General features: G+C 38.6%; 17 protein-coding genes. 1 reads left to right on the plus strand and 16 read right to left on the minus strand.

Features of this window, described 5'->3' with window-relative positions:
- Positions 1-16 precede the first annotated feature (16 nt).
- The 13 genes from A6749_RS06520 to A6749_RS06580 form a co-directional block, all read right to left on the minus strand.
- Positions 17-1,684: a ribulokinase gene (locus A6749_RS06520; RefSeq protein WP_066386453.1), complete on the minus strand. Its 1,668-nt coding sequence runs from the start codon at positions 1,682-1,684 to the stop codon at positions 17-19.
- 93 nt (positions 1,685-1,777) lie between these two features.
- On the minus strand, positions 1,778-3,568 hold the full coding sequence (locus tag A6749_RS06525) for an L-fucose isomerase (protein ID WP_066386457.1): 1,791 nt from the start codon (positions 3,566-3,568) through the stop codon (positions 1,778-1,780).
- Positions 3,569-3,585: 17 nt separating this feature from the next.
- Entirely contained in the window at positions 3,586-5,055 is a 1,470-nt protein-coding gene (locus A6749_RS06530; protein ID WP_066386459.1) for a rhamnulokinase, read from the minus strand.
- A 21-nt stretch (positions 5,056-5,076) separates the two neighbouring features.
- The gene (locus tag A6749_RS06535; protein WP_084798038.1) at positions 5,077-5,727 is read right to left on the minus strand and encodes a class II aldolase/adducin family protein; all 651 of its coding nucleotides are present in this window, start codon (positions 5,725-5,727) and stop codon (positions 5,077-5,079) included.
- A 26-nt stretch (positions 5,728-5,753) separates the two neighbouring features.
- Positions 5,754-6,491, minus strand: a complete 738-nt coding sequence (locus A6749_RS06540; RefSeq protein WP_066386463.1) for an SDR family oxidoreductase — start codon at positions 6,489-6,491, stop codon at positions 5,754-5,756.
- Between the two features lie 289 nt (positions 6,492-6,780).
- On the minus strand, positions 6,781-7,740 hold the full coding sequence (locus tag A6749_RS06545; RefSeq protein ID WP_127490021.1) for an ABC transporter substrate-binding protein: 960 nt from the start codon (positions 7,738-7,740) through the stop codon (positions 6,781-6,783).
- Positions 7,741-7,833: 93 nt separating this feature from the next.
- Complete coding sequence (locus tag A6749_RS06550; protein ID WP_066386467.1) at positions 7,834-8,817, minus strand: ABC transporter permease; 984 nt, start codon at positions 8,815-8,817, stop codon at positions 7,834-7,836.
- Positions 8,818-8,853: 36 nt separating this feature from the next.
- Positions 8,854-10,356 (minus strand): sugar ABC transporter ATP-binding protein, encoded by a 1,503-nt coding sequence (locus A6749_RS06555; RefSeq protein WP_066386471.1) that lies wholly within the window; start codon positions 10,354-10,356, stop codon positions 8,854-8,856.
- Between the two features lie 227 nt (positions 10,357-10,583).
- A complete protein-coding gene (locus tag A6749_RS06560; protein ID WP_066386477.1) occupies positions 10,584-11,345 on the minus strand; it encodes a DeoR/GlpR family DNA-binding transcription regulator in 762 nt (253 codons plus the stop codon).
- Between the two features lie 19 nt (positions 11,346-11,364).
- Positions 11,365-11,802, minus strand: a complete 438-nt coding sequence (fucU, locus tag A6749_RS06565; RefSeq protein WP_066386483.1) for an L-fucose mutarotase — start codon at positions 11,800-11,802, stop codon at positions 11,365-11,367.
- 187 nt (positions 11,803-11,989) lie between these two features.
- The gene (locus tag A6749_RS06570; RefSeq protein WP_066386484.1) at positions 11,990-13,498 is read right to left on the minus strand and encodes a xylulokinase; all 1,509 of its coding nucleotides are present in this window, start codon (positions 13,496-13,498) and stop codon (positions 11,990-11,992) included.
- A gap of 2 nt (positions 13,499-13,500) precedes the next feature.
- Entirely contained in the window at positions 13,501-14,172 is a 672-nt protein-coding gene (locus A6749_RS06575; protein WP_066400856.1) for a transaldolase family protein, read from the minus strand.
- Positions 14,173-14,319: 147 nt separating this feature from the next.
- Entirely contained in the window at positions 14,320-15,288 is a 969-nt protein-coding gene (locus A6749_RS06580) for a Gfo/Idh/MocA family protein (RefSeq protein ID WP_066386486.1), read from the minus strand.
- A gap of 184 nt (positions 15,289-15,472) precedes the next feature.
- On the opposite strand from A6749_RS06580, the gene A6749_RS06585 reads away from it, so the two are divergent.
- The gene (locus A6749_RS06585; protein WP_066386499.1) at positions 15,473-16,522 is read left to right on the plus strand and encodes a lactonase family protein; all 1,050 of its coding nucleotides are present in this window, start codon (positions 15,473-15,475) and stop codon (positions 16,520-16,522) included.
- 86 nt (positions 16,523-16,608) lie between these two features.
- On the opposite strand, the gene A6749_RS06590 is transcribed toward A6749_RS06585, so the two are convergent.
- The 3 genes from A6749_RS06590 to A6749_RS06600 are packed head-to-tail and all read right to left on the minus strand — an operon-like array spanning position 16,609 to position 19,537.
- Entirely contained in the window at positions 16,609-17,193 is a 585-nt protein-coding gene (locus A6749_RS06590) for a sugar transferase (RefSeq protein WP_066386503.1), read from the minus strand.
- 22 nt (positions 17,194-17,215) lie between these two features.
- Positions 17,216-18,205, minus strand: a complete 990-nt coding sequence (locus A6749_RS06595; protein ID WP_066386506.1) for an ATP-grasp domain-containing protein — start codon at positions 18,203-18,205, stop codon at positions 17,216-17,218.
- Positions 18,206-18,226: 21 nt separating this feature from the next.
- Complete coding sequence (locus A6749_RS06600; RefSeq protein WP_330220440.1) at positions 18,227-19,537, minus strand: type III PLP-dependent enzyme domain-containing protein; 1,311 nt, start codon at positions 19,535-19,537, stop codon at positions 18,227-18,229.
- Between the last annotated feature and the right edge of the window lie 3 nt (positions 19,538-19,540).

Consider the following 19,540-nt stretch of genomic DNA (forward strand, 5'->3'; position numbering starts at 1 on the left):
TTTGAGGTTATGGTCCTTATCCTTGTTTTAATTCTTTTAAACGTTTCATTACATTATTTTCACCACGACCGAAATATTCCTGTAAATGAATATATTCCTTATACAATTTTTCATAGATTAAAACATTCTCTTGGATCGGCTTAAAGGTTTCCTCTTTAAGCTTCGACATTTTTCCGGCTGCTGTTTCAATAGAATCATAGCCTCCGTTCTGGCTTCCGGCTGCAACAGCACCAAACATAGCCGCCCCGATAGCTGGAGTAATCGTAGAGTCAGAGATTTTTATTTCCATATTGGTGACATCAGCATATATTTGCATGAGCAGCTTATTACGGTGTGGGAGGCCGCCACAAGCGTACAGCTCCTTTATTTCTACCCCATTATGACGGAAGGTATCAATAATCGAACGGGTTCCAAACGCCGTGGATTCGATTAAAGCTCGATAGATTTCTTCTGGTCTTGTTGATAACGTGACACCTACGAGCAGGCCTGTTAAATCAGCATCTACCAATGGAGTTCGGTTTCCATTATGCCAATCTAAGGCAAGCAGCCCACTTTCACCTGGTTTAAGAATGCTTGCTTTTTTCTCTAATAATGAATGAACAGATAATCCTGCATTTTCGGCTTCTTCTTTAATATATGCCGGGACATTTTGGTCGACAAACCAAGCAAATATATCACCGACAGCTGCTTGGCCGGCTTCATAGGCAAACAGTCCGGGAATGATTCCATCCTCTACAACCCCGCTTATTCCCTCTACATACACTTCCTTATCACTTAAAAGCATATGACAAGTAGATGTCCCCATTACCAAAACCATACTTCCAGTGCCTGTTACCCCTACCCCTGGTACTCCGGCATGTGCATCAATGATCCCCGCAGCAACTGCAGTACCTGGACAAATCCCCATTAATTCCGCCATTTCAGCCGTCAATTCACCGGCTTTCGTTCCTGTTGGAATTACCTCACCTCTTAGCTTAGTTTCATATAGGTCCTGTAATTCCGGATGAAGCTGCTTTAAAAATTCCGGTGAAAGATAGCCTTCTTTTTTATGCCAGGTGCCTTTATAACCGGCTGCACAGCTATTACGTTTAATAGAACCGGTCAATGTGGATGTGACCCAATCAGCCGCCTCAAGAAAATATTCAGCCTCGTTGTATATTTCCGGTGCTTCATTTATAATTTGCCAGACCTTTGGCAGCATCCATTCAGAGGAAATCTTCCCCCCATATCGCTTTAGCCATTCTTCTCGTTGCTCTAGGGCGATTTGATTAATTTGATTGGCTTCATCCTGGGCAGCATGATGTTTCCATAGCTTAACCCATGCATGGGGATTTTCTTTATACTGTTCTTTGAAACAAAGAGGTTCCAAATGGCCATCAGTCGGTAAAATAGTGCAAGATGTGAAATCAATCCCTATGCCAATTACATTTTCCGGGCTGATTCCAGAGGCTCTGATGACTTCGGGCACAGAGGTGGAGAGTACTGTTAGATAATCATTCGGATTTTGCAAAGCAAAATCCTGGTCCAAGATAATGGAGGAATGAGGCAAGTGTTGGTCTATTACCCCATCCTTATAAGCTGTGACATGTGTCGCAATTATTTCTCCAGTAGAAACGTCCACAAGCACGGCCCTTCCTGATTCCGTTCCATAATCGACACCGATAGCATATTTTCTAGTATTCATTAAAAAACCTCTTTTCGATTGTGGTTTAAAAGAATGGAAACTTCTTATAAAAACCCCTGAACATTGATCAGGGGTTTTTATTCCAGTATGAGATTAGCGATACAATGGACCAAAATTTTGACAAGCTCTAAAATCTGATCCTTCTACATCCTTCGTGCCGAACATTCCCCAAGCGCTTGGTCTAAAAATCTCAGCCTCTGGGACATTATGCATATTGACAGGAATTCGTAGCATAGATGCCAGTGTAATAATGTCACCACCGATATGACCATAGCTCATGGCACAGTGATTAGCTCCCCAACTGTTCATCACTGAATAAACATCTTTGAATACACCTTCACCCGTTAAATTTGGTACAAACCATGTCGTGGGCCAAGTCGGATCTGTACGATTATCAAGCTGATCATGCACCTCATTCGGCAATTCAACGGTGTAACCTTCAGCTAATTGCAGGACCGGTCCTAGCCCTTTCACAAGATTGATTCTGGCAATGGTAACAGGCATGCTGCCTTTTGTTAAGAAATCACTTGAGTAGCCTCCCCCTCGGAAGTACCCTGTAGAGGATGGTCGCCATAAAGTGGCATCAAGACATTTCTGTGCTTCCTCCTCATCAATTTCCCAGAACGGTTTCATGGCTGGTTTTCCGTCCTTGGTTTGTTCTCCGGTTCCATCGAGGGCTGCTGGACCTGAGTTAATCAAATGAATAAATCCATTTTCCGCCAACCCTTCAGGCTTATACCCGGTCACACGTTCTACTGCATTCGGGCTCCAGTAGGTTCTAACATCGGCAAATACTTGCGCTGTATTTGTTAGCAGATGACCAAAAAGCATTGTCACTCCATTTAAGCTATCATTTTCTGTTGCAAGGAGGTAAGGAGGACGTATACCGTTCCAATCAAAGGAGGAATTTAAAATAGCTTCCATAAAGTCGCCATTTGGGAAATGGTCTGTCCATTGACGTTGTCCTTGGAACCCTCCAACAATGGCGTTATGCCCTAACGCTTCTTCCCCATAACCGATTTCTGCTAGCTTTTGATTTCCAACCATTAAATCTCTTGCAATCAACGCCATCTTCACGCTTATTTCCCAATCGCGATCTTTTTCTTCTCTGGACCGCTGCATATTCTCTTGATTATGATCCGGACCTTCCTTGCAATTTTCTTTCACCCAATTTAACGCTCTTTCATACTCTTCTTTATCATAGATTTCTTTATCCATACGTCTAATAAATTCCGTACTATCAATATATTCATTTCTCATTCCTAGATATTCTTGGAAGAAGCTTTCTTGAACCATACTGCCTGCAATCCCCATGGAAACGCTTCCCATTGAAAGATAAGATTTACCTTTCATCGTAGCAACTACAAGACCAGCCTTTGCAAATTGCAGCAGTTTTTCTTTTACATCATCCGGAATCGTTGTATCCCCAACATCTTGAACATCCTTGCCATATATACCAAAGGCAGGGATCCCCTTCTGATTATGAGCAGCAAGAACAGCAGCTAAATAAACCGCACCAGGTCGTTCGGTTCCATTAAAGCCCCAAACAGCCTTCGGAATGTCAGGAGTCATATCCATTGTTTCAGAACCATAGCACCAGCATGGTGTAACCGTAATGGACACCCCAACACCCTCTCGTGCAAACTTTTCAGCTGTCTGCGCCGCTTCTGCTACTCCACCAATACAAGTATCGGCAATGACACATTGAACCGGCTCCCCGGTATAATGTTTTAGATTTTCACTTAAATATCCAGCAACCAATTTTGCGAGGTTCATGGTCGTTTCTTCTAATGATTCTCGAACACCATTTCTTCTTCCATCAATTGTAGGTCTGATCCCAATTTTAGGTAGTTGGCCATAATATCTATTCTTAATTACGCTCATAAAAAAAACCCCTTTTCTTAATGTAATAACTTAATAAATCGTCCATAGGCATCATGCCAATCTGCTTGATTTTGCGGTTCGTAGGTTCGTAGCTGAAAGGACTGCTCAACAATTTCCCGCCCTTCCTTCAAATCCTTTATTTCTCCGAGGGCGATCCATTGGGATAGCGAATTTCCAATCGCACTTGCTTCAACAGGACCGGCAACTACCCGGCGATTAGTAGCATTGGCGGTAAATTGACATAAGAATTCGTTTTGAATGCCGCCTCCGCCCATATGAATCACCTCTATCCGCTTGCCTGTCAAATGTTCCAATCGTTCAATCACCCAGCGATATTTGAGGGATAAGCTTTCTAATATACAACGCAGGAACTCTCCTTTAGTTTCTGGTGGCTGTTGAACTTTTTTAACACAATACTCCCTTATTTTCTTTGGCATATTCTCCGGGTTAAAGAATTCAGGATCGTCCGGATCAATCAAGCTTTGAAATGGTTTTGAATTCCGAATTAACTGTCCCTCTTCTTCGTATGTAATGCTTATCCCTTCATTTAGCCATGCTGCCCGACATTTTTGTATGAGCCATAATCCCATCGTATTTTTTAGCAGGCGGTATTCTCCATCAGCTGTTCCTTCATTAGTAAAACCCCATTGCAACGCTTCCTTCGAGACGACTGGTTCACTTACCTGAACCCCCATCAAAATCCACGTTCCGCAGCTCATAAATGCTGCATTCTCTACCTTAATCGGTAATGCCGCGAGCGCACAGGCTGTATCGTGACCGGCCCCTGCCACTACTTTAACAGGTGAAGTACCTACTTCCTGATTGACCGAATCGAGAGTAGAGCCAATGATGGTTCCGGTCTCAACAATATTAGCCATTAAATGCTTGGGGAAATTTAGCGCCTCCATTATAGAAAAGTCCCAATTGCGTTGTTGAAAGTTATATAACGATGTCGTGGTACTAATGGTATATTCATTAACCTTCATACCAGAAAATAAATAACTTAATAAATTGGGTGTCAGCAAAAGAGTCTCCGCCCTTTCCAGCAAACCTGGATTGTTCTCCTTAATGGCATTCAGCTGACAAATAGTATTGATTGCTGCCGGCTCAACACCGGTTCGAGTGAAAAGTTCTTCCTTTGGTATGGTTTTTACTATTTCTTTTAAACTTTCATTTGTATGGGGATCTCTGTAGGAATATGGATTTCCCAAAAGCTCTCCACTAGCAGAAATTAAACCAAAATCAACGCCCCATGTATCGATGGATAAACTTTCAATCGTCCTAAATCCCTTTTGGATACTTTTAACCATTCCATTTTTCATTTCTTGATATATTCTAAGAATGTCCCAATAATAGTGCCCGGTTAACTGTACGGGTTGATTTGGGAATCGATGGATTTCATCCAAATGAAGGTAATTTCCATCAAATTGACTAACCATTAATCGGCCATTTGATGCTCCTAAATCGAAAGCCCATACATTTTTCATTGATTCACTCCCTTTGGAATTTTACTTAGATTCCTTCAATAATTCTGATCGATATTTTTCAGACGATAGATTTCTTAAGGCTTGACATTCTTCTTCAGTTAAAATTCGCGGAACCCCTACTGTAGAAGAGATTGTATAAACCTTCGCCGCTTCCTCTATGATTTGCAAAAAGAAATAAGCTTCCTTCATGGACTTTCCGACTGTCAGAACTCCATGGTTTCTCATAACAACGACGTCTGTATCCGGAATCACCTCGGCGACGGCATCCGCCAATACCTCAGTCGTTGGAATTAAATACTCTAAATATGAGACATTCCGAATCATTGCAGGAAAGTCTGGAAATTGACATGGGATATCTTTACCCGCAGAAGAAACACCTACTGAATAACTTGGATGAGCATGGAGCACGGCTGTTATATCAGGGCGTTTACGAAAACATTCTAAATGCATGAGAACCTCAGAAGAGGGCTTTAAATTGTCTAGAATTTCTCCAGTTTCAATATCAACTCGTACCCATTGATGAGCTTCAATTTCCTGTAAATCAAAGCCGCTTGGAGAAATATACATGATATTTCCATCACGCATACTCAAATTCCCACCTGCTCCCACCACTAAACCTGTTTGTACAATTTTATCAGCATACTGCTTTAAATCCTTTATTACATTTGACAACATTCTCACCTCATTGATCTTTTCTATTAAATTGGTTCCGAGATTGGTCTCATAAACAATTCTATAATTCTACTTTTTGGGGATTGTTCCAAAATAAATAAAATAGCCTTTACTACATCCTCTGCATCAAGAAAGTCATCTAAAGCAGGATCATTCAATGTACGACCTGTTCCCATCGCAAAGTTGGTGTTAATTCCTCCGGGACAAACGCTGCTAACTTTTATCCCATACGAGCGCACCTCGTGATCCAAGGCTTGAGCAAAGCCCACTTGTGCAAATTTCGTAGCACAATAGATGGTTTCATTTGGAAGGCCTTTCTTTCCCGCAACAGAGGCAACATTTACAATATGCCCATATTTGTTTTTCTTCATAAAAGGAAGGACAGCTTTTGTAAACAGGAAGGTACTCCTCATATTGCTATTCATCATCACGTCGTAATCCTCAATGCTAAGGTCGTCGAGTGGACCATATCTACCTACGCCGGCATTATTTACAAGAATATCAACTTTCCCGAACCGCTCTTTGGCAATATGTATGGCCTTTTCAGCTGTCTCTACTACTGAAACATCTCCCGATAATGCGATAAATGTCGATTCAGCACTATTCTGAATTATTTTTGTTTCAAGATTCAGATCATGTAAATCTTCCTCATTCCTTGAGACTCCAATAACAGAAACCCCTTGTGACAGCAGCCTTTTGCTAAGTTCCCTGCCAACTCCCTTTCCTGCACCGGTTACAATTGCGACTTTTCCTTTAAGTGTCATCTATAATTCCTCCTATTCTTTATTACTATCATAGACACATACAGAACAGATATATCTCACAAACCTCAAAAGAAAAACAAGTAAGTGTAAGCGTTAACAAACAAAAAGTAAAAAAGAATTGTGAATTTATTTTTATTTATCTTTACTTGTGTTGATTTTATCAAAAATAACAAAAGAACTCAATATTTTTGTAAAAATAAAATAATTTAAATCAACTTATCTTAGTGAACAAATTTGTTTTAGAATCGACAAAAAAGATGCCCCCAAATTGAAAGCATCTCTGTAATTTTTATTCGTAAAGAACAGCTTTGATTTCTTCATTATCAATATTAGATTTATCATAGTAGAAGAAACCAGTGTCAATATTTTTCTCAACTTCCTTACCATTGATGGCATCGACTGCAGCCTTTACCGTTTCATAGCCAATACCAATTGGATTTTGTGTGATGGCTCCTGCCATTAAACCACTCTTAATAGCATCAATTTGTTGTTTACCTGAGTCAAAACCAATAATTACAACGTCTTTTTTATTCATTTCAGATACAGCATTAACTACACCAATGGCTGATCCTTCATTTGTACCGAAAATACCCTTAAGTTTTGGATGTGCCTGCATAATAGCTTTTGCTGCATCAGTAGATTTCAGGTGGTCACCGCCACCGTATTGAATATCTACAATTTTAATATCAGGGTATTTTTCTTTGATTCTATCAACAAAACCGTCACGACGTTCAATTCCTGTTTTACTTACCTGGTCATGTGCCACTACCGCGATTTCGCCTTTTCCTCCAATTAATTCAGCCATTTTATCTGCAGCAAGAGCAGCGGCTGCACGGCTGTCAGTGGCAGCTGTTGCTAAAGGCAGGTCGCCTTCTACACCGGAGTCAAAAGCAATAATCGGAATATTTTTATCTTTAGCTTCTTGTAATAGAGGAATTGCCGCTTGGCTGTCAAGCGCCGCAAAGCCTAGAGCAGCTGGCTTTTTATCAAGCACTGCACGAAGCATCTCAATTTGCTTATCTACTTGAGATTCACTTTCAGGTCCTTCAAATGTAATCGTAACATCAAACTCCTTGGCAGCCTTTTCAGCTCCTTGTTTTACAGCTTGCCAAAACTGATGTTGGAAACCTTTTGAAATAATAGCTACATAAGGTTTACCGTCTTTCTTATCGCCAGAACTAGTATCCCCAGTACTGGAATTTGTTTTGTCAGAAGAGCAGGCACTTAAAACTAACGAGAATAAAAGCATTGCCCCTAAGAAAATACTACTTACCTTTTTCAAATGATATACCCCCTAAAATTATTAATATATTATTCTCTAATGAGAGTAATACCGGAAAATTTATTTAGACTTTTTATTTCTTAAGACGTCTGCATAAACAGCTATCAAGATTACGGCACCTACTACAACTGTCTGCCATTCCTGTGGAACAGATAAAATTCGAAGACCATTTGTTAGGACACTCATAATTAAGGCGCCAATTACGGTTCCTAGAATTGTCCCTTTACCACCGCTTAATGAAGTTCCACCGATAACTACAGCTGCAATCGCTTCCAATTCATATCCTTGACCTAAGGCCGGTTGTGCTGAATTGAGACGTGCAGCCATCACAATTCCAGCAACACCAGTAAAAATGCCGGCAATTATATAAATAATCACTTTCCACTTATTCACATTCACACCCGATAGGCGTGTTGCTTCTTCGTTACTACCAATAGCAAATGTATATCGGCCAATAATTGTTTTATTTAATAGAATCGCCCCAATGATTGCCATTAGAAAGAAGATCACTATTGCGTTTGGAACTCCTGGAATAATATTGCCCATTGCTATTTTGGTGAAGCCGGGTATAGCAGTAAAATAGATTGGTGCAGCACCAGAAATGACTAGCGCAAGCCCTTTTGCAATCATCATCACTGCTAGTGTAGCGATGAACGGAGGGATTCTCATTTTTGAAATAGCTAAACCTGCTAAAAGTCCCGCTACCGCACCGGTTAAAATCCCGCCAATCACTCCGATAATAACAGGGAGCCCCATACTTGTAATAAAGATACCCGCCATGACCGAACATAGAGTCATAACCGTTCCGACAGATAGATCGATTCCGCTAGTAATAATGATAAATGTAGCACCTAAAGCAAGGATCCCAATGACAGACGTAGAAAGAAGGATTCCTATAACATTATCAAATTGAAAAAAATTCGGCGAAGCGATCGAAAAGAATATAAAGAGAACGATTAAACTTGCAAATGCTAAAAACTGCTGAATGGCATTTGACTTCATTTGGATTTTTTTCTTATCATTTGAAACTAATTGTGTCTCCATCATTAACACTCCTTAGAAAATCAAGTTGCAGACCACTTACCCTACTCGTTTTGTCGCAAGTGACATAATTGATTCTTGACTAATATGTTCATCATTTATTAACTCTCCAGTAATCCTTCCCTCACACATCACAATGACTCTGTGACTCATTCTTAATATTTCAGGGAGTTCCGAAGAAATCATAATAATCGATTTCCCTTGTTCAGCTAGACTGTTTAATAACTTATAAATTTCATCTTTTGCCCCAATATCGATACCACGGGTAGGTTCATCAAAAATTAAGATATCGGAATTTCTCGTTAACCATTTCCCAATGACAACCTTTTGCTGATTTCCACCAGATAGATTTTTAACCAGCTGGTGAACCGATGGTGTTTTGATTTTTAAGGATTCAACCATCTCGTTAGCTTGCTCGCTTATTTGTGACCCCTTCATAAAGCCAGCGCTTAAAAAATCCTGCATAGACGCAATGGCCACGTTTGCCTTTATATCCATCTCAAGCATTAAACCGTACTGTTTTCGGTCCTCTGATAAATAACCAATTCCGTGGTAAACGGCATCAGTTGGACTTTTGATGGACACCTTTTGCCCTTTAATTGTAATTTCACCTGAATCAATTTTGTCTGCACCGAATATGGCCCGGGCTACTTCCGTTCTTCCAGCCCCCATTAGACCAGCAAATCCAAGAATTTCACCTTTGCGAAGTTCAAAGCTTACATTTTTTATACTGGTGCCCCTGTTCAAATTTTTCACTTCAAGCACTTTCTCGGAACTATTATTTTTAATCTCAGGTTTTTGATTTTGATAAATTTGACGACCAACCATCATAGAAATGATTTGGTCCACTGTGGTCTCCTGAGTATATACAGTGCCTACATATGTACCATCCCGCATTATCGTCACTCGGTCGGTAATTTTCTTTAATTCTTCCATTCTATGAGAAATGTAGATAATGCCCACCCCGTCATGACGTAACTTTCTAATCATGGTAAATAAAGAATCAATTTCTGAATCGGTTAATGCGGCTGTCGGCTCATCCATGATAAGAACCTTCGAGTCAAAGGAAAGTGCTTTCGCAATTTCAACCATTTGCTGCTTCGCTACTGTTAGATTTCCAATTCTTTCACGAGGATTCAGTTGAATATTTAACCGATCAAATAGCTCTTGAGCCTGATCATTAAGCTTCTTCTCGTCTAATAAAAGGTTAAACGCTTTTTTAGGCTCTCTTCCAATAAAGATATTTTGAGCAACAGTAAGATCCGGGGCTAGATTTAATTCCTGGTGAATAATGCTAATGCCTAAGTTTTGCGCGGTTTTCGTGTCTGGGACCTCAATTTCTTTTCCCTGATACAAAATGGATCCTTCATCCTTTTGATAAATCCCTGTTAAAATTTTCATTAAGGTAGATTTCCCTGCACCATTTTCACCCAAAAGCGCGAGAACTTCTCCTGATTTTAATTCTAAGTTGACTTTTGATAATGCTTGTACCCCAGGGAAAGCCTTGCTAATCCCCTTCATTTCAAGTAATATTTCACCCATCCTTACCACCTACTATCTCATCTAATCTTGAAATCGTTTACATAGAAATTAAAAAAATAATCGAAGTAAAGCAATATAAATCCAAATTTTCGGTACAAAAAATATCTTTCATTTTGTTTATTTGTTTTTATTTTAATCAAAAAACAAAATAAAATCAATTCTGTTTATTAAAAATTTTAAAAATATTATTCCATTATCCCTACATATATAATTGATCATTTCATACTTTAGACCTGTATGAATGTTTTGGACATATCTTTTATCTTTTTTAAATATGGACTCTCTGGAATGGCAGAGTTTGTGATGATGGCATCTATTTGATTTAATTGACAGATTGGTGAAAATGCTTTGACACCAAATTTACTTTGACCGACCAACAAAAAGGATTTGTTAGAGATTTCGAGCAACTTTTTCTTCACTAATGCCTGTAATTCATTTGAATCACTTACGCCCCATTCTGGGTCCACTCCTTTACAGGAAAAAAAGGCTTTATCAACATAATAATTAGACAATCCCCTTTCTGCCTGCGGCCCAACAAATGATAATGAATCAGACCATAACATGCCACCTGTTAAATGAACAGTTATTTTCCTTTTACTAGATAACTCTGTTGCTACCTTTAAGGAATTCGTTAGAACCGTCAGCTGAATATCAGGCAATGCTTGGGCCATATACATTGCCGTAGTACTGGCATCTAATATGATTCGATCATAAGGTTCAATATAGTTTAGAGCGATTTCTGCCACTTGTTTTTTTTCTTCGATATTCATCACTTCCCTTTGAACATAAGGTAGTTCATTAGAGGACTCCTTCGTTCCCACAGCTCCGCCATGTGTTCTTCGAAGATATCCTTCCTTTTCAAGCCTTTCCAAATCTCTACGGATCGTTTCTTCCGTTACACTGAATAGTTTGCTGAGTTCGGAGACTCTCATACTCCCCCGCTCATTTACCATTTCAGCAATCTTATTTTGCCTCTCAATCACAAGCAAAAAGCTTCCCTCCCCTCATTCATTCTTCATCCACCACTACACCCTTTTTCAACATTATATTCGCATATAGAGCGTTCTCCCCAGTAGCAACAATGGCGTAAGCTTTTTTAGATCTCTCATAAAAATCAAATCGCTCCACCATTTTAAAGGAAGAAAAATGTGAATCATATTTTTGTATAACTGCACAATAATCATCCCAAATTTTCGGCTGAGTCGCATCACCTTCTACTACCTGCATGAGTGAAACCGAATGGTCACTGTATGTATCTAAAGGAAAAAATTTCAAAATTGCCTCTAATAACTCTGGTACTCCATGGCCATCACAACGAATTAATCTTTCAGCATTCGATGCGGCAGGAAAGTTTCCGTCTGCTAAGACTATTTCATCACCATGACCCATTTCCATCAGTATTTTTATCAGTTCTGGACTAATAATCTTGGGAATCCCTTTTAACATCACACATTCCCTTCCTGTCTATATATTGTTTACTACTGTTTATTTCCGTTTATCTTTATTTTATATGAAAACAAACATTTTTTCATCAATTTTTTATAATTTTAAAACATTACTAAATATTTCACAAAAAAGCCTAATACTATCAGTTAGGAAACCGATCGGTATTAGGCTTATTCATCCACATATCTTAATTTGCGAATTGGAAATCTTGTATACGATGATATAATTCCTTAAATTGTTCAAATTGTTTTTTGTATACGATACGATGGTGCTCAATTGGGGTAAAGTGTTGACTTGTCTTTATAATAGAGGTTGCAGCCATAAAACTAGGATACATTCCGATTCCTACTCCACCCGCAATGGCTGCTCCAATAGTTGTTGCTTCTGATGCATTCCTTTTAATCAGTATAGGCTGACTCAAAACATCACTAATAATTTGGATAAAACTCTCACTCTTTACGAGCCCGCCAATCATGCTAATTTCTCTTTCAGCACCATCATAATTGATGACTTCATAAATACTGCCGAGAGAGTACGCAATTCCCTCTAGCACCGCTTTTGCCAGATCAAAACGATGATGCTCTAAACTCATCCCAAAGAAACTTCCCCTGGCTTTATCATTCCAAATAGGCGAACGCTCCCCAAGCAGATAGGGATGGAAAATCAATCCCCGCGAACCGGCAGGAACTTGTTTCAACTGTCTTTCAAATTGATCATACTCAGGAACAACCTTTACTTCATCCCAGTCGACAATAGAAGATAATTGTTTCATCACCCACTCATAAGCTCCACCTGCTGTTTGCATCGTGCCCAGAACATTATAATAGTGTGGATTGAGATCACAAATAGTAAAGACGCGCTTTTGAGGATCAATAAACGGGGTATCTACTACTTTTGATACCCATGCGGTTGTCCCCATACTAATATATGTGTCCCCCTTGCTTACGCAGCCTGAGCCAACAGTGGCACACGCACCGTCTCCTCCACCAATAACTACGGGTGTCCCTTCAATCAAACCCGTTAATTTGGCCACACTTTTTTGGACATAGCCCACAATCTCAGTAGACTGGACTGGATTGGGCATTTTCGTAACATCTAAAGCTAATTCACTATATAAAGAATCTTCCCATCTTCTTGTGCTAAGATTTAACCCTCCTGTTAAGGAAGCGTCCGAATAATCGGTCACCCCTAATACTCCCGTCAGTTTATAGGCTAGATAATCTTTAGCTTGCAGAAAAAATCTAGCTTTTTTATAAACTTCAGGTTTCCTATGTTTTAACCAATATATTTTTAGTAATGGATATCGGGAATCAATCCGGTTTCCAGTAAGTTGATAAAACTGGTCTTCACATACTTTGTCATATACGTCCCTTTCAATTTCACTGCTTCTTGTATCGGCATGAATCATGGAGCGCATTAAAGGTTGTCCGTTATCATCAACCGGCAAACAGCCATTCATATGCGCGCTAAAGGAAATTCCCGCAATATGAATAGGATCAATCTTTTCCAGCACTTGTTTAGTCGTTTCAAGGAAATTTCCCCACCAATCATCAGGATTCTGCTCAGCCATTCCTCCTTGTGAATAGAGGGTGGGGTACTTCCTTGTAGCGGATGCTACAATTTCCCCATTTTCACTATAGACAACACATTTATGGTTTGTCGTACCGAGATCATGAGCAAGAATGTACGCTGGCATCGTTATCCCTCCACTGATTGACTCATCAGCTTTTCTTTATATTCTTTCCAATCATGGTTGAACTGGTTTCTTCCAATATCGGTCATAGGATGATGAAACAGTCCGCTAAATATCTTATATGGCATCGTAACGGCTCTTGCACCGAGCATCGCCATCTCCACAATATCATGTGTACCCCTTAAACTAGCCCCAATTACTTTGGTATTGAATTTCTGTGTTTCATAGACACTAACAATCTCTTTTATTAGTTGATACCCCGACCAGCCAGTATCGTTCACTCTTCCTACATAAGGACTAACATAGGCGGCACCAGCTTTGGCAGCCAATATCGCCTGAGAAACAGAAAAAATCAACGTCATGTTTGTATCAATTCCCTCTTTGGATAGAGCATGGCAAGCGTTAAGACCTTCTAAACCCATCGGAAGTTTAATGACTGGCCTACTAATGACGGAAACCATTTCTAAGGCTTCGCTTATCATGTCTTGAGCCGTATCACTTGAAACCTGATACCATACCTTCCCATTCACCATTTCATTAATTTCAGCGATTACTTCCTTTGGAGGCAAATTTTGTTTTGATAAAATTGTTGGATTGGTAGTCACTCCATCTAAAATAGACAATTCTGCCGCTGATTTAATTTCTTTTAAATCTGCTGTATCAATATAAAATTCCATTAAAACCATCCCTTCTTCCTAAATAATTATTTTAAAATTTAAAAATTTTTATTTACTTTTGTTTTATTATATTACATCTTTATTTATTTTTGAACATTTACAAATAAAAAAGAAATATTTCTATATAGCAATATTTCTTTTTTACGGCTATTTGATTGACTGATAACAAGCCTCTATTACTCTCATATTTTGAATCGTATTTTCAGAACTATAAGAAGGGAGTCTGTCCTCTAAAACTGCTTGTGAAAAATGTTCGATTTGTTTTCTGTACTGATCCGCTATTATTTTTTCATTACGAAATCCTTGCTCGGAGTATATTAGGAGCAGTCCCTCACCATCGTTTAAATCCGGACGGAATGCCCTAGGAACAACCACGCGGCCTTTCGTACCAACAATCTCATATTCATGTCTAAAAGCCATATCCATACCGCAATCAAAAACAGCATTTAGACCATTTTCAAGCTTCATATAAACAACTGCAGACAAATCCACACCTGATTGAGGATCAATATTGGCAATTACTTTAATCTCCTCTGGCTCAGACTTAAGGAGGTTTCGGATTGCATGAATCCCATAACACCCTACATCATAAATGCTGCCGCCGCCCATTTCATTTTTCATCCTGATATTGTTTTGTTTGTCTCCCAAATTAAACGAGAAACTTGCTCGCATGAATCTTAAATCACCAATTTCACCTGATTCAATAATTTCTTGAACCCGTTTATGCTGCGGATGAAATTGGTACATAAAAGCTTCCATAAACTTTACATTATTTTGCTTGCAAACCTCCACCATTTCCAATGTTTCTTCGACTGTTAGGGCTGCTGGTTTCTCACAAAGTACATGCTTTCCATATCTAGCTGCCTCGATTACCCATTTTTTATGTAAATGATTTGGTACTGGAATGTAGACAGCATTAATTTCCTGATTCTGTAGCATTTCTTCATAACTTCCATAATAATTTGGAATGGAAAATTTTAAAGCAGTTTCCTTCGCTTTGCCGCTTAAACTTGAAATACCATGAATTTCCGCATTATTAGCTCGTAATATTGCTGGCATTACTTGAGTTTGGGCAATATCTGCCGTACTTAATATGCCCCATTTTACCTTTTTCATTTACATATTCCCCCTTAATTCATTTTAAACTCCATCTTTACTAATATTATATATTTTAGATAATTCAAAAAGATAGGGTTTAATATTTTTATTATTTCTTATTCAAAGCCAAGGTTGTTTTTTTATAAATTCCCGCCAAGTTTGATAAAATATAACAAATAACAATCTTGAGGAGAAGTTGATAATGACAGAAAGCAAACTAAAAGGATTTATTGGAACGTACACCAAAGGAGATAGCAAAGGAATATATTCCTTTACCTTAAATACGCAAGAGGGAAAAATAGAGGATATTCGGGTGGCTGCTGAGTTAGAGAACCCCACCTATTTAGCCATTAGCCGTGACAATCAATATCTTTATTCTGTTGTGAAAGATGGAGAAAACGGCGGCTTAGCAGCATTTTCTATCAGCCCATCAGGGGAATTGACAGAAATTAACCGCCAGTTGTCCCTTGGTGCATCTCCATGCTACGTGAGTGTTGATGGTAAGAATAAGTATGTTTTCAGCGCTAATTATCATAAAGGGTCAGTAGAATCACATCTTATTAACCAGGAAAATGGCTCTGTTCTACCGGCAGTTTCTACAATGAAGCACGAAGGCCGCGGTCCAGACCCAAGGCAGGATAAACCACATTCCCATTATGCTGACTTAACTCCGGATGAAGCATATCTTGCGGTGGTTGAACTGGGAATCGATGCCTTAATTACATACAAGGTAGAAGAAGATGCTACGCTGACAAAGGTTAAACTGCTTCCATTAAAGGCCGGAAGCGGTCCGCGTCATTTAGTCTTCCATCCTAACGGCAGATATGCCTATATCATGACCGAATTCAGCTCAGAAGTAATTGGACTCGATTATGAAAATGGGCGTTTTTCTGAAAAACAATACATTTCCACCATTCCTGAGGACTTTAAGGAAAACAACCAAGGAAGTGCAATCCATATTTCTTCAGATGGCCGTTTTGTCTATGCCGGCAATCGTGGACATAACAGTATAGCAGTGTTCAGTGTGAATCAAACAACTGGAGAACTAAGTTTTGTGGACCGAGTTTCTTCAGAAGGTGACTGGCCTCGGGATTTTGAACTGGATCCAAGTGAACAGTTTATTGTCGGGTCTAATCAGGAATCGGGGAATCTTGTGTTATATAGAAGGGATGAGGAGTCGGGAAGACTGACGTTACTCGATGCAGATATTTCGGTGCCTTATCCGGTTTGTGTGAAGTTTTTGGATGCGTAGAAAAAGCTCTAGGGATAAAATAAAGTTTATCCCTAGAACTTTTTTATTTTGGCCATTGGAACTGTTATCTATCAGCCTGCCTATTCTTAACCCTTAAAATCTTCCATACTGCTGTGGTTAATTGCCGATACTCCTTCTTTTATAAGAACCTTTTTAATTGTTAAAATTAAAATTTTTAAATCAAGGAAGAGCGATTGATTCTCTACATACCAAACATCTAATTTGAATTTTTCTTCCCAGCTAATTAAATTACGTCCGTTTACCTGCGCCCAGCCGGTAATGCCCGGTTTCACCTCGTGCCTTCTCGCCTGCTCTTTAGTGTATAATGGTAAATATTCCATTAAAAGCGGCCTTGGTCCTACGAAACTCAAGTCTCCCTTAAAAACATTGAAAAGCTGCGGCAATTCATCCAAACTATATTTTCTTAAGAAAATTCCTAATGCCGTTAATCTTAATTCTTCGGGGATTATTTGCCCATTCTTATCCCTTTCATCTATCATTGTTCGAAACTTATAAATATAAAAAGGCTTTCCATCAAGTCCCGGGCGCATTTGTTTAAAAAGAACAGGGGATCCCATTCGAATTCGTATCACCACACCTATTATCACCATGAATGGTAAAAAGGCTAGTATCAAAATGATTGATCCAAGTAAATCTATGAATCTTTTCAAATTGAAGCCCCCCTTTATTTCATTACACTTTTACCTTTTTAAAACTATGAGAATTTAGCAAAATTACATCATCAAATTTAATCATGGTTGATCCTTCTGAGTAATTTCCAATTTCAGTTTTATTACTAATTCCTTCAAGATTTCTTATTAAATTACGAACAAAATTTTGTCCTGCTTCATGCGCATGAGGATATCCTCCGCCAAATCGTGGATTTATTTCTGAAATGACAAACCCCTTTTTTGTTTTAAAACAATCAATATCTATAGGGCCAATTGGGCCTAAAACTTTTACCAACTTGTCAATTAAAAGAAATAAACTATCATCACTGATGGCAACAGACTTATCAGTTTCTCCTGCCCTCATCCTAATTTTTTTCTTACTGAAAATATTTACAGGTTGGAAATTGATTAAATCAACATAGCAATCAACCCCGTACTCAAGTCCTTCCATAAATGGCTGTACAATTAAAGAGCCATCATCTTTCCATAAAGCCTGAAGTTCTGCCATAGAATGAATAATGGCTATACCAATGCTTGCACTCCCCATCCTAGGTTTTAAAATCAATGGAAATTGGAGAATGTTGTTATAAATAGCCGCTTCAATCTCATTAAGGTTTAAATAGGTTGGAATCGCTGGCAGTTGATGCTGCAAAAGAAATTTGTAAGTGCGATGCTTATCAAAGCAAATCTCTACCACATCTTTATTTGATACAATTATTTTAATTTGTTCTTTCTCCAGAGCATCCTTTGCCTCTGCCAGGAGACTTAATTCTGGATCGATAAGACTTAATACGGCATTGATTTCATACTTTTTGCATAGGTATTTGATTTGTTCTAAATATGTTGGGTCGGTGATGCGTGGAACCACTTCAAAGCAATCGGCAAAATGTAATGCAGGCGCTGACGGATCACAATCAATTGCAATGATCTTACCGCCAATTTTACCTAACTCCTCTTTAAAATATCTAACTAGTTTAACTCTCCGACCTGCACTGCATAATAAAATATTCATATCCATCCCTCAGATTCATTATTAAAAAACATAAATATCTTCATTAAAAAACTCATTGATACTTTCTTTTTTACGTACGATAAAATAGTCATCGCCGTCAAAGGCTGCAATACACGGCCTTTCCTTAATAAATGGAGGATTGAACACAATCGTATACGCCCCAACGTTTTCAAAAAAGATATAATCGTCTCTGAATGGCAAATCCCCTAGGACATCATGTGCTAAGTAATCCTTCTCCATACAGGTATAACCAACGATGTTATATGCTGCAATTTTTTTTTCATCATTACTTTGCCTTACAATTTTCATTGGCAGATTAAGTTTATGCATGGTTGGCTTAATATTGTGCACGCTGCCATCAATAAGAACAAAATATTTATCCTGAACTTTTTTTGTCTCAATTACCTTAGACACAAATCTAAATGTATTAGCCACCATTGAAATTCCTGGTTCTAATATTAAATAAGGCTTCTTTTCATACCCAGTAAACTCAGCATTCATAACGGAACAAACAGCATCTGCATAATCATCAAAACTTGGAGCTTGCATATTAAAGGAAGCAGGTATCTCTCCATAAATGCCTCCGCCAATATCAATATATTCAACGGAATCTGCAATATTTTCTTTCGCTAGTTCACAAAGCTTCTTTGTTATTTCATGGTACGTTTCGACCTTTCTTCCGCTTGTAGAAAAATGCCCATGCAACCCGGCTATTTGAACATTTTCAAATTTATTCAGTTGATCAATGGCATATTGAAAGTTTCCATTTGTAACACAAATTCCGAACCTGCTTACTTCATATCCTTCTTGAAGAACGCTTCTTCCATTATTACCAATGTCAAAGTTTACCCTAAGCCCCACCTTTATAGGTTTATCCTGTTTTTTCAAACAATATGTCTTTACATAGTCTATTTCATAGAGGGAATCAATATTTATAATGCTTCCATTTTCCAAAGCAAATTCAATATCTTCATATGATTTTACTGGCCCATTAAAAATAATTTTGGCCGGTTTAACTCCTATTTTCAGGGCCAAATCATACTCTAGCCGCGAAACAACCTCAGCATATGCGCCTAATTGATCTAATTCTTTGCATAAAAAAGGCAAATAATTTGTTTTATAGGAATATCCAATCACAAACTTTTCGTATCTGCTGCTAAAGGCATTATTAATTTTTTGATAGTTGGATCTTAATTTATTTACATCAAGCAAATAAAAAGAAGACCCAAACTGTTGAGCCAGTTGGGCAGTTGTATAATGATCCATTATTAGAGTTGGTTGGCCTGCCCTATCAATTTTGCTTTCTTTCCACCTTTTAGCTAAGTGATTCATTAA

Source organism: Neobacillus mesonae (assembly GCF_001636315.1).
GTDB lineage: Bacteria > Bacillota > Bacilli > Bacillales > Cytobacillaceae > Neobacillus > Neobacillus mesonae.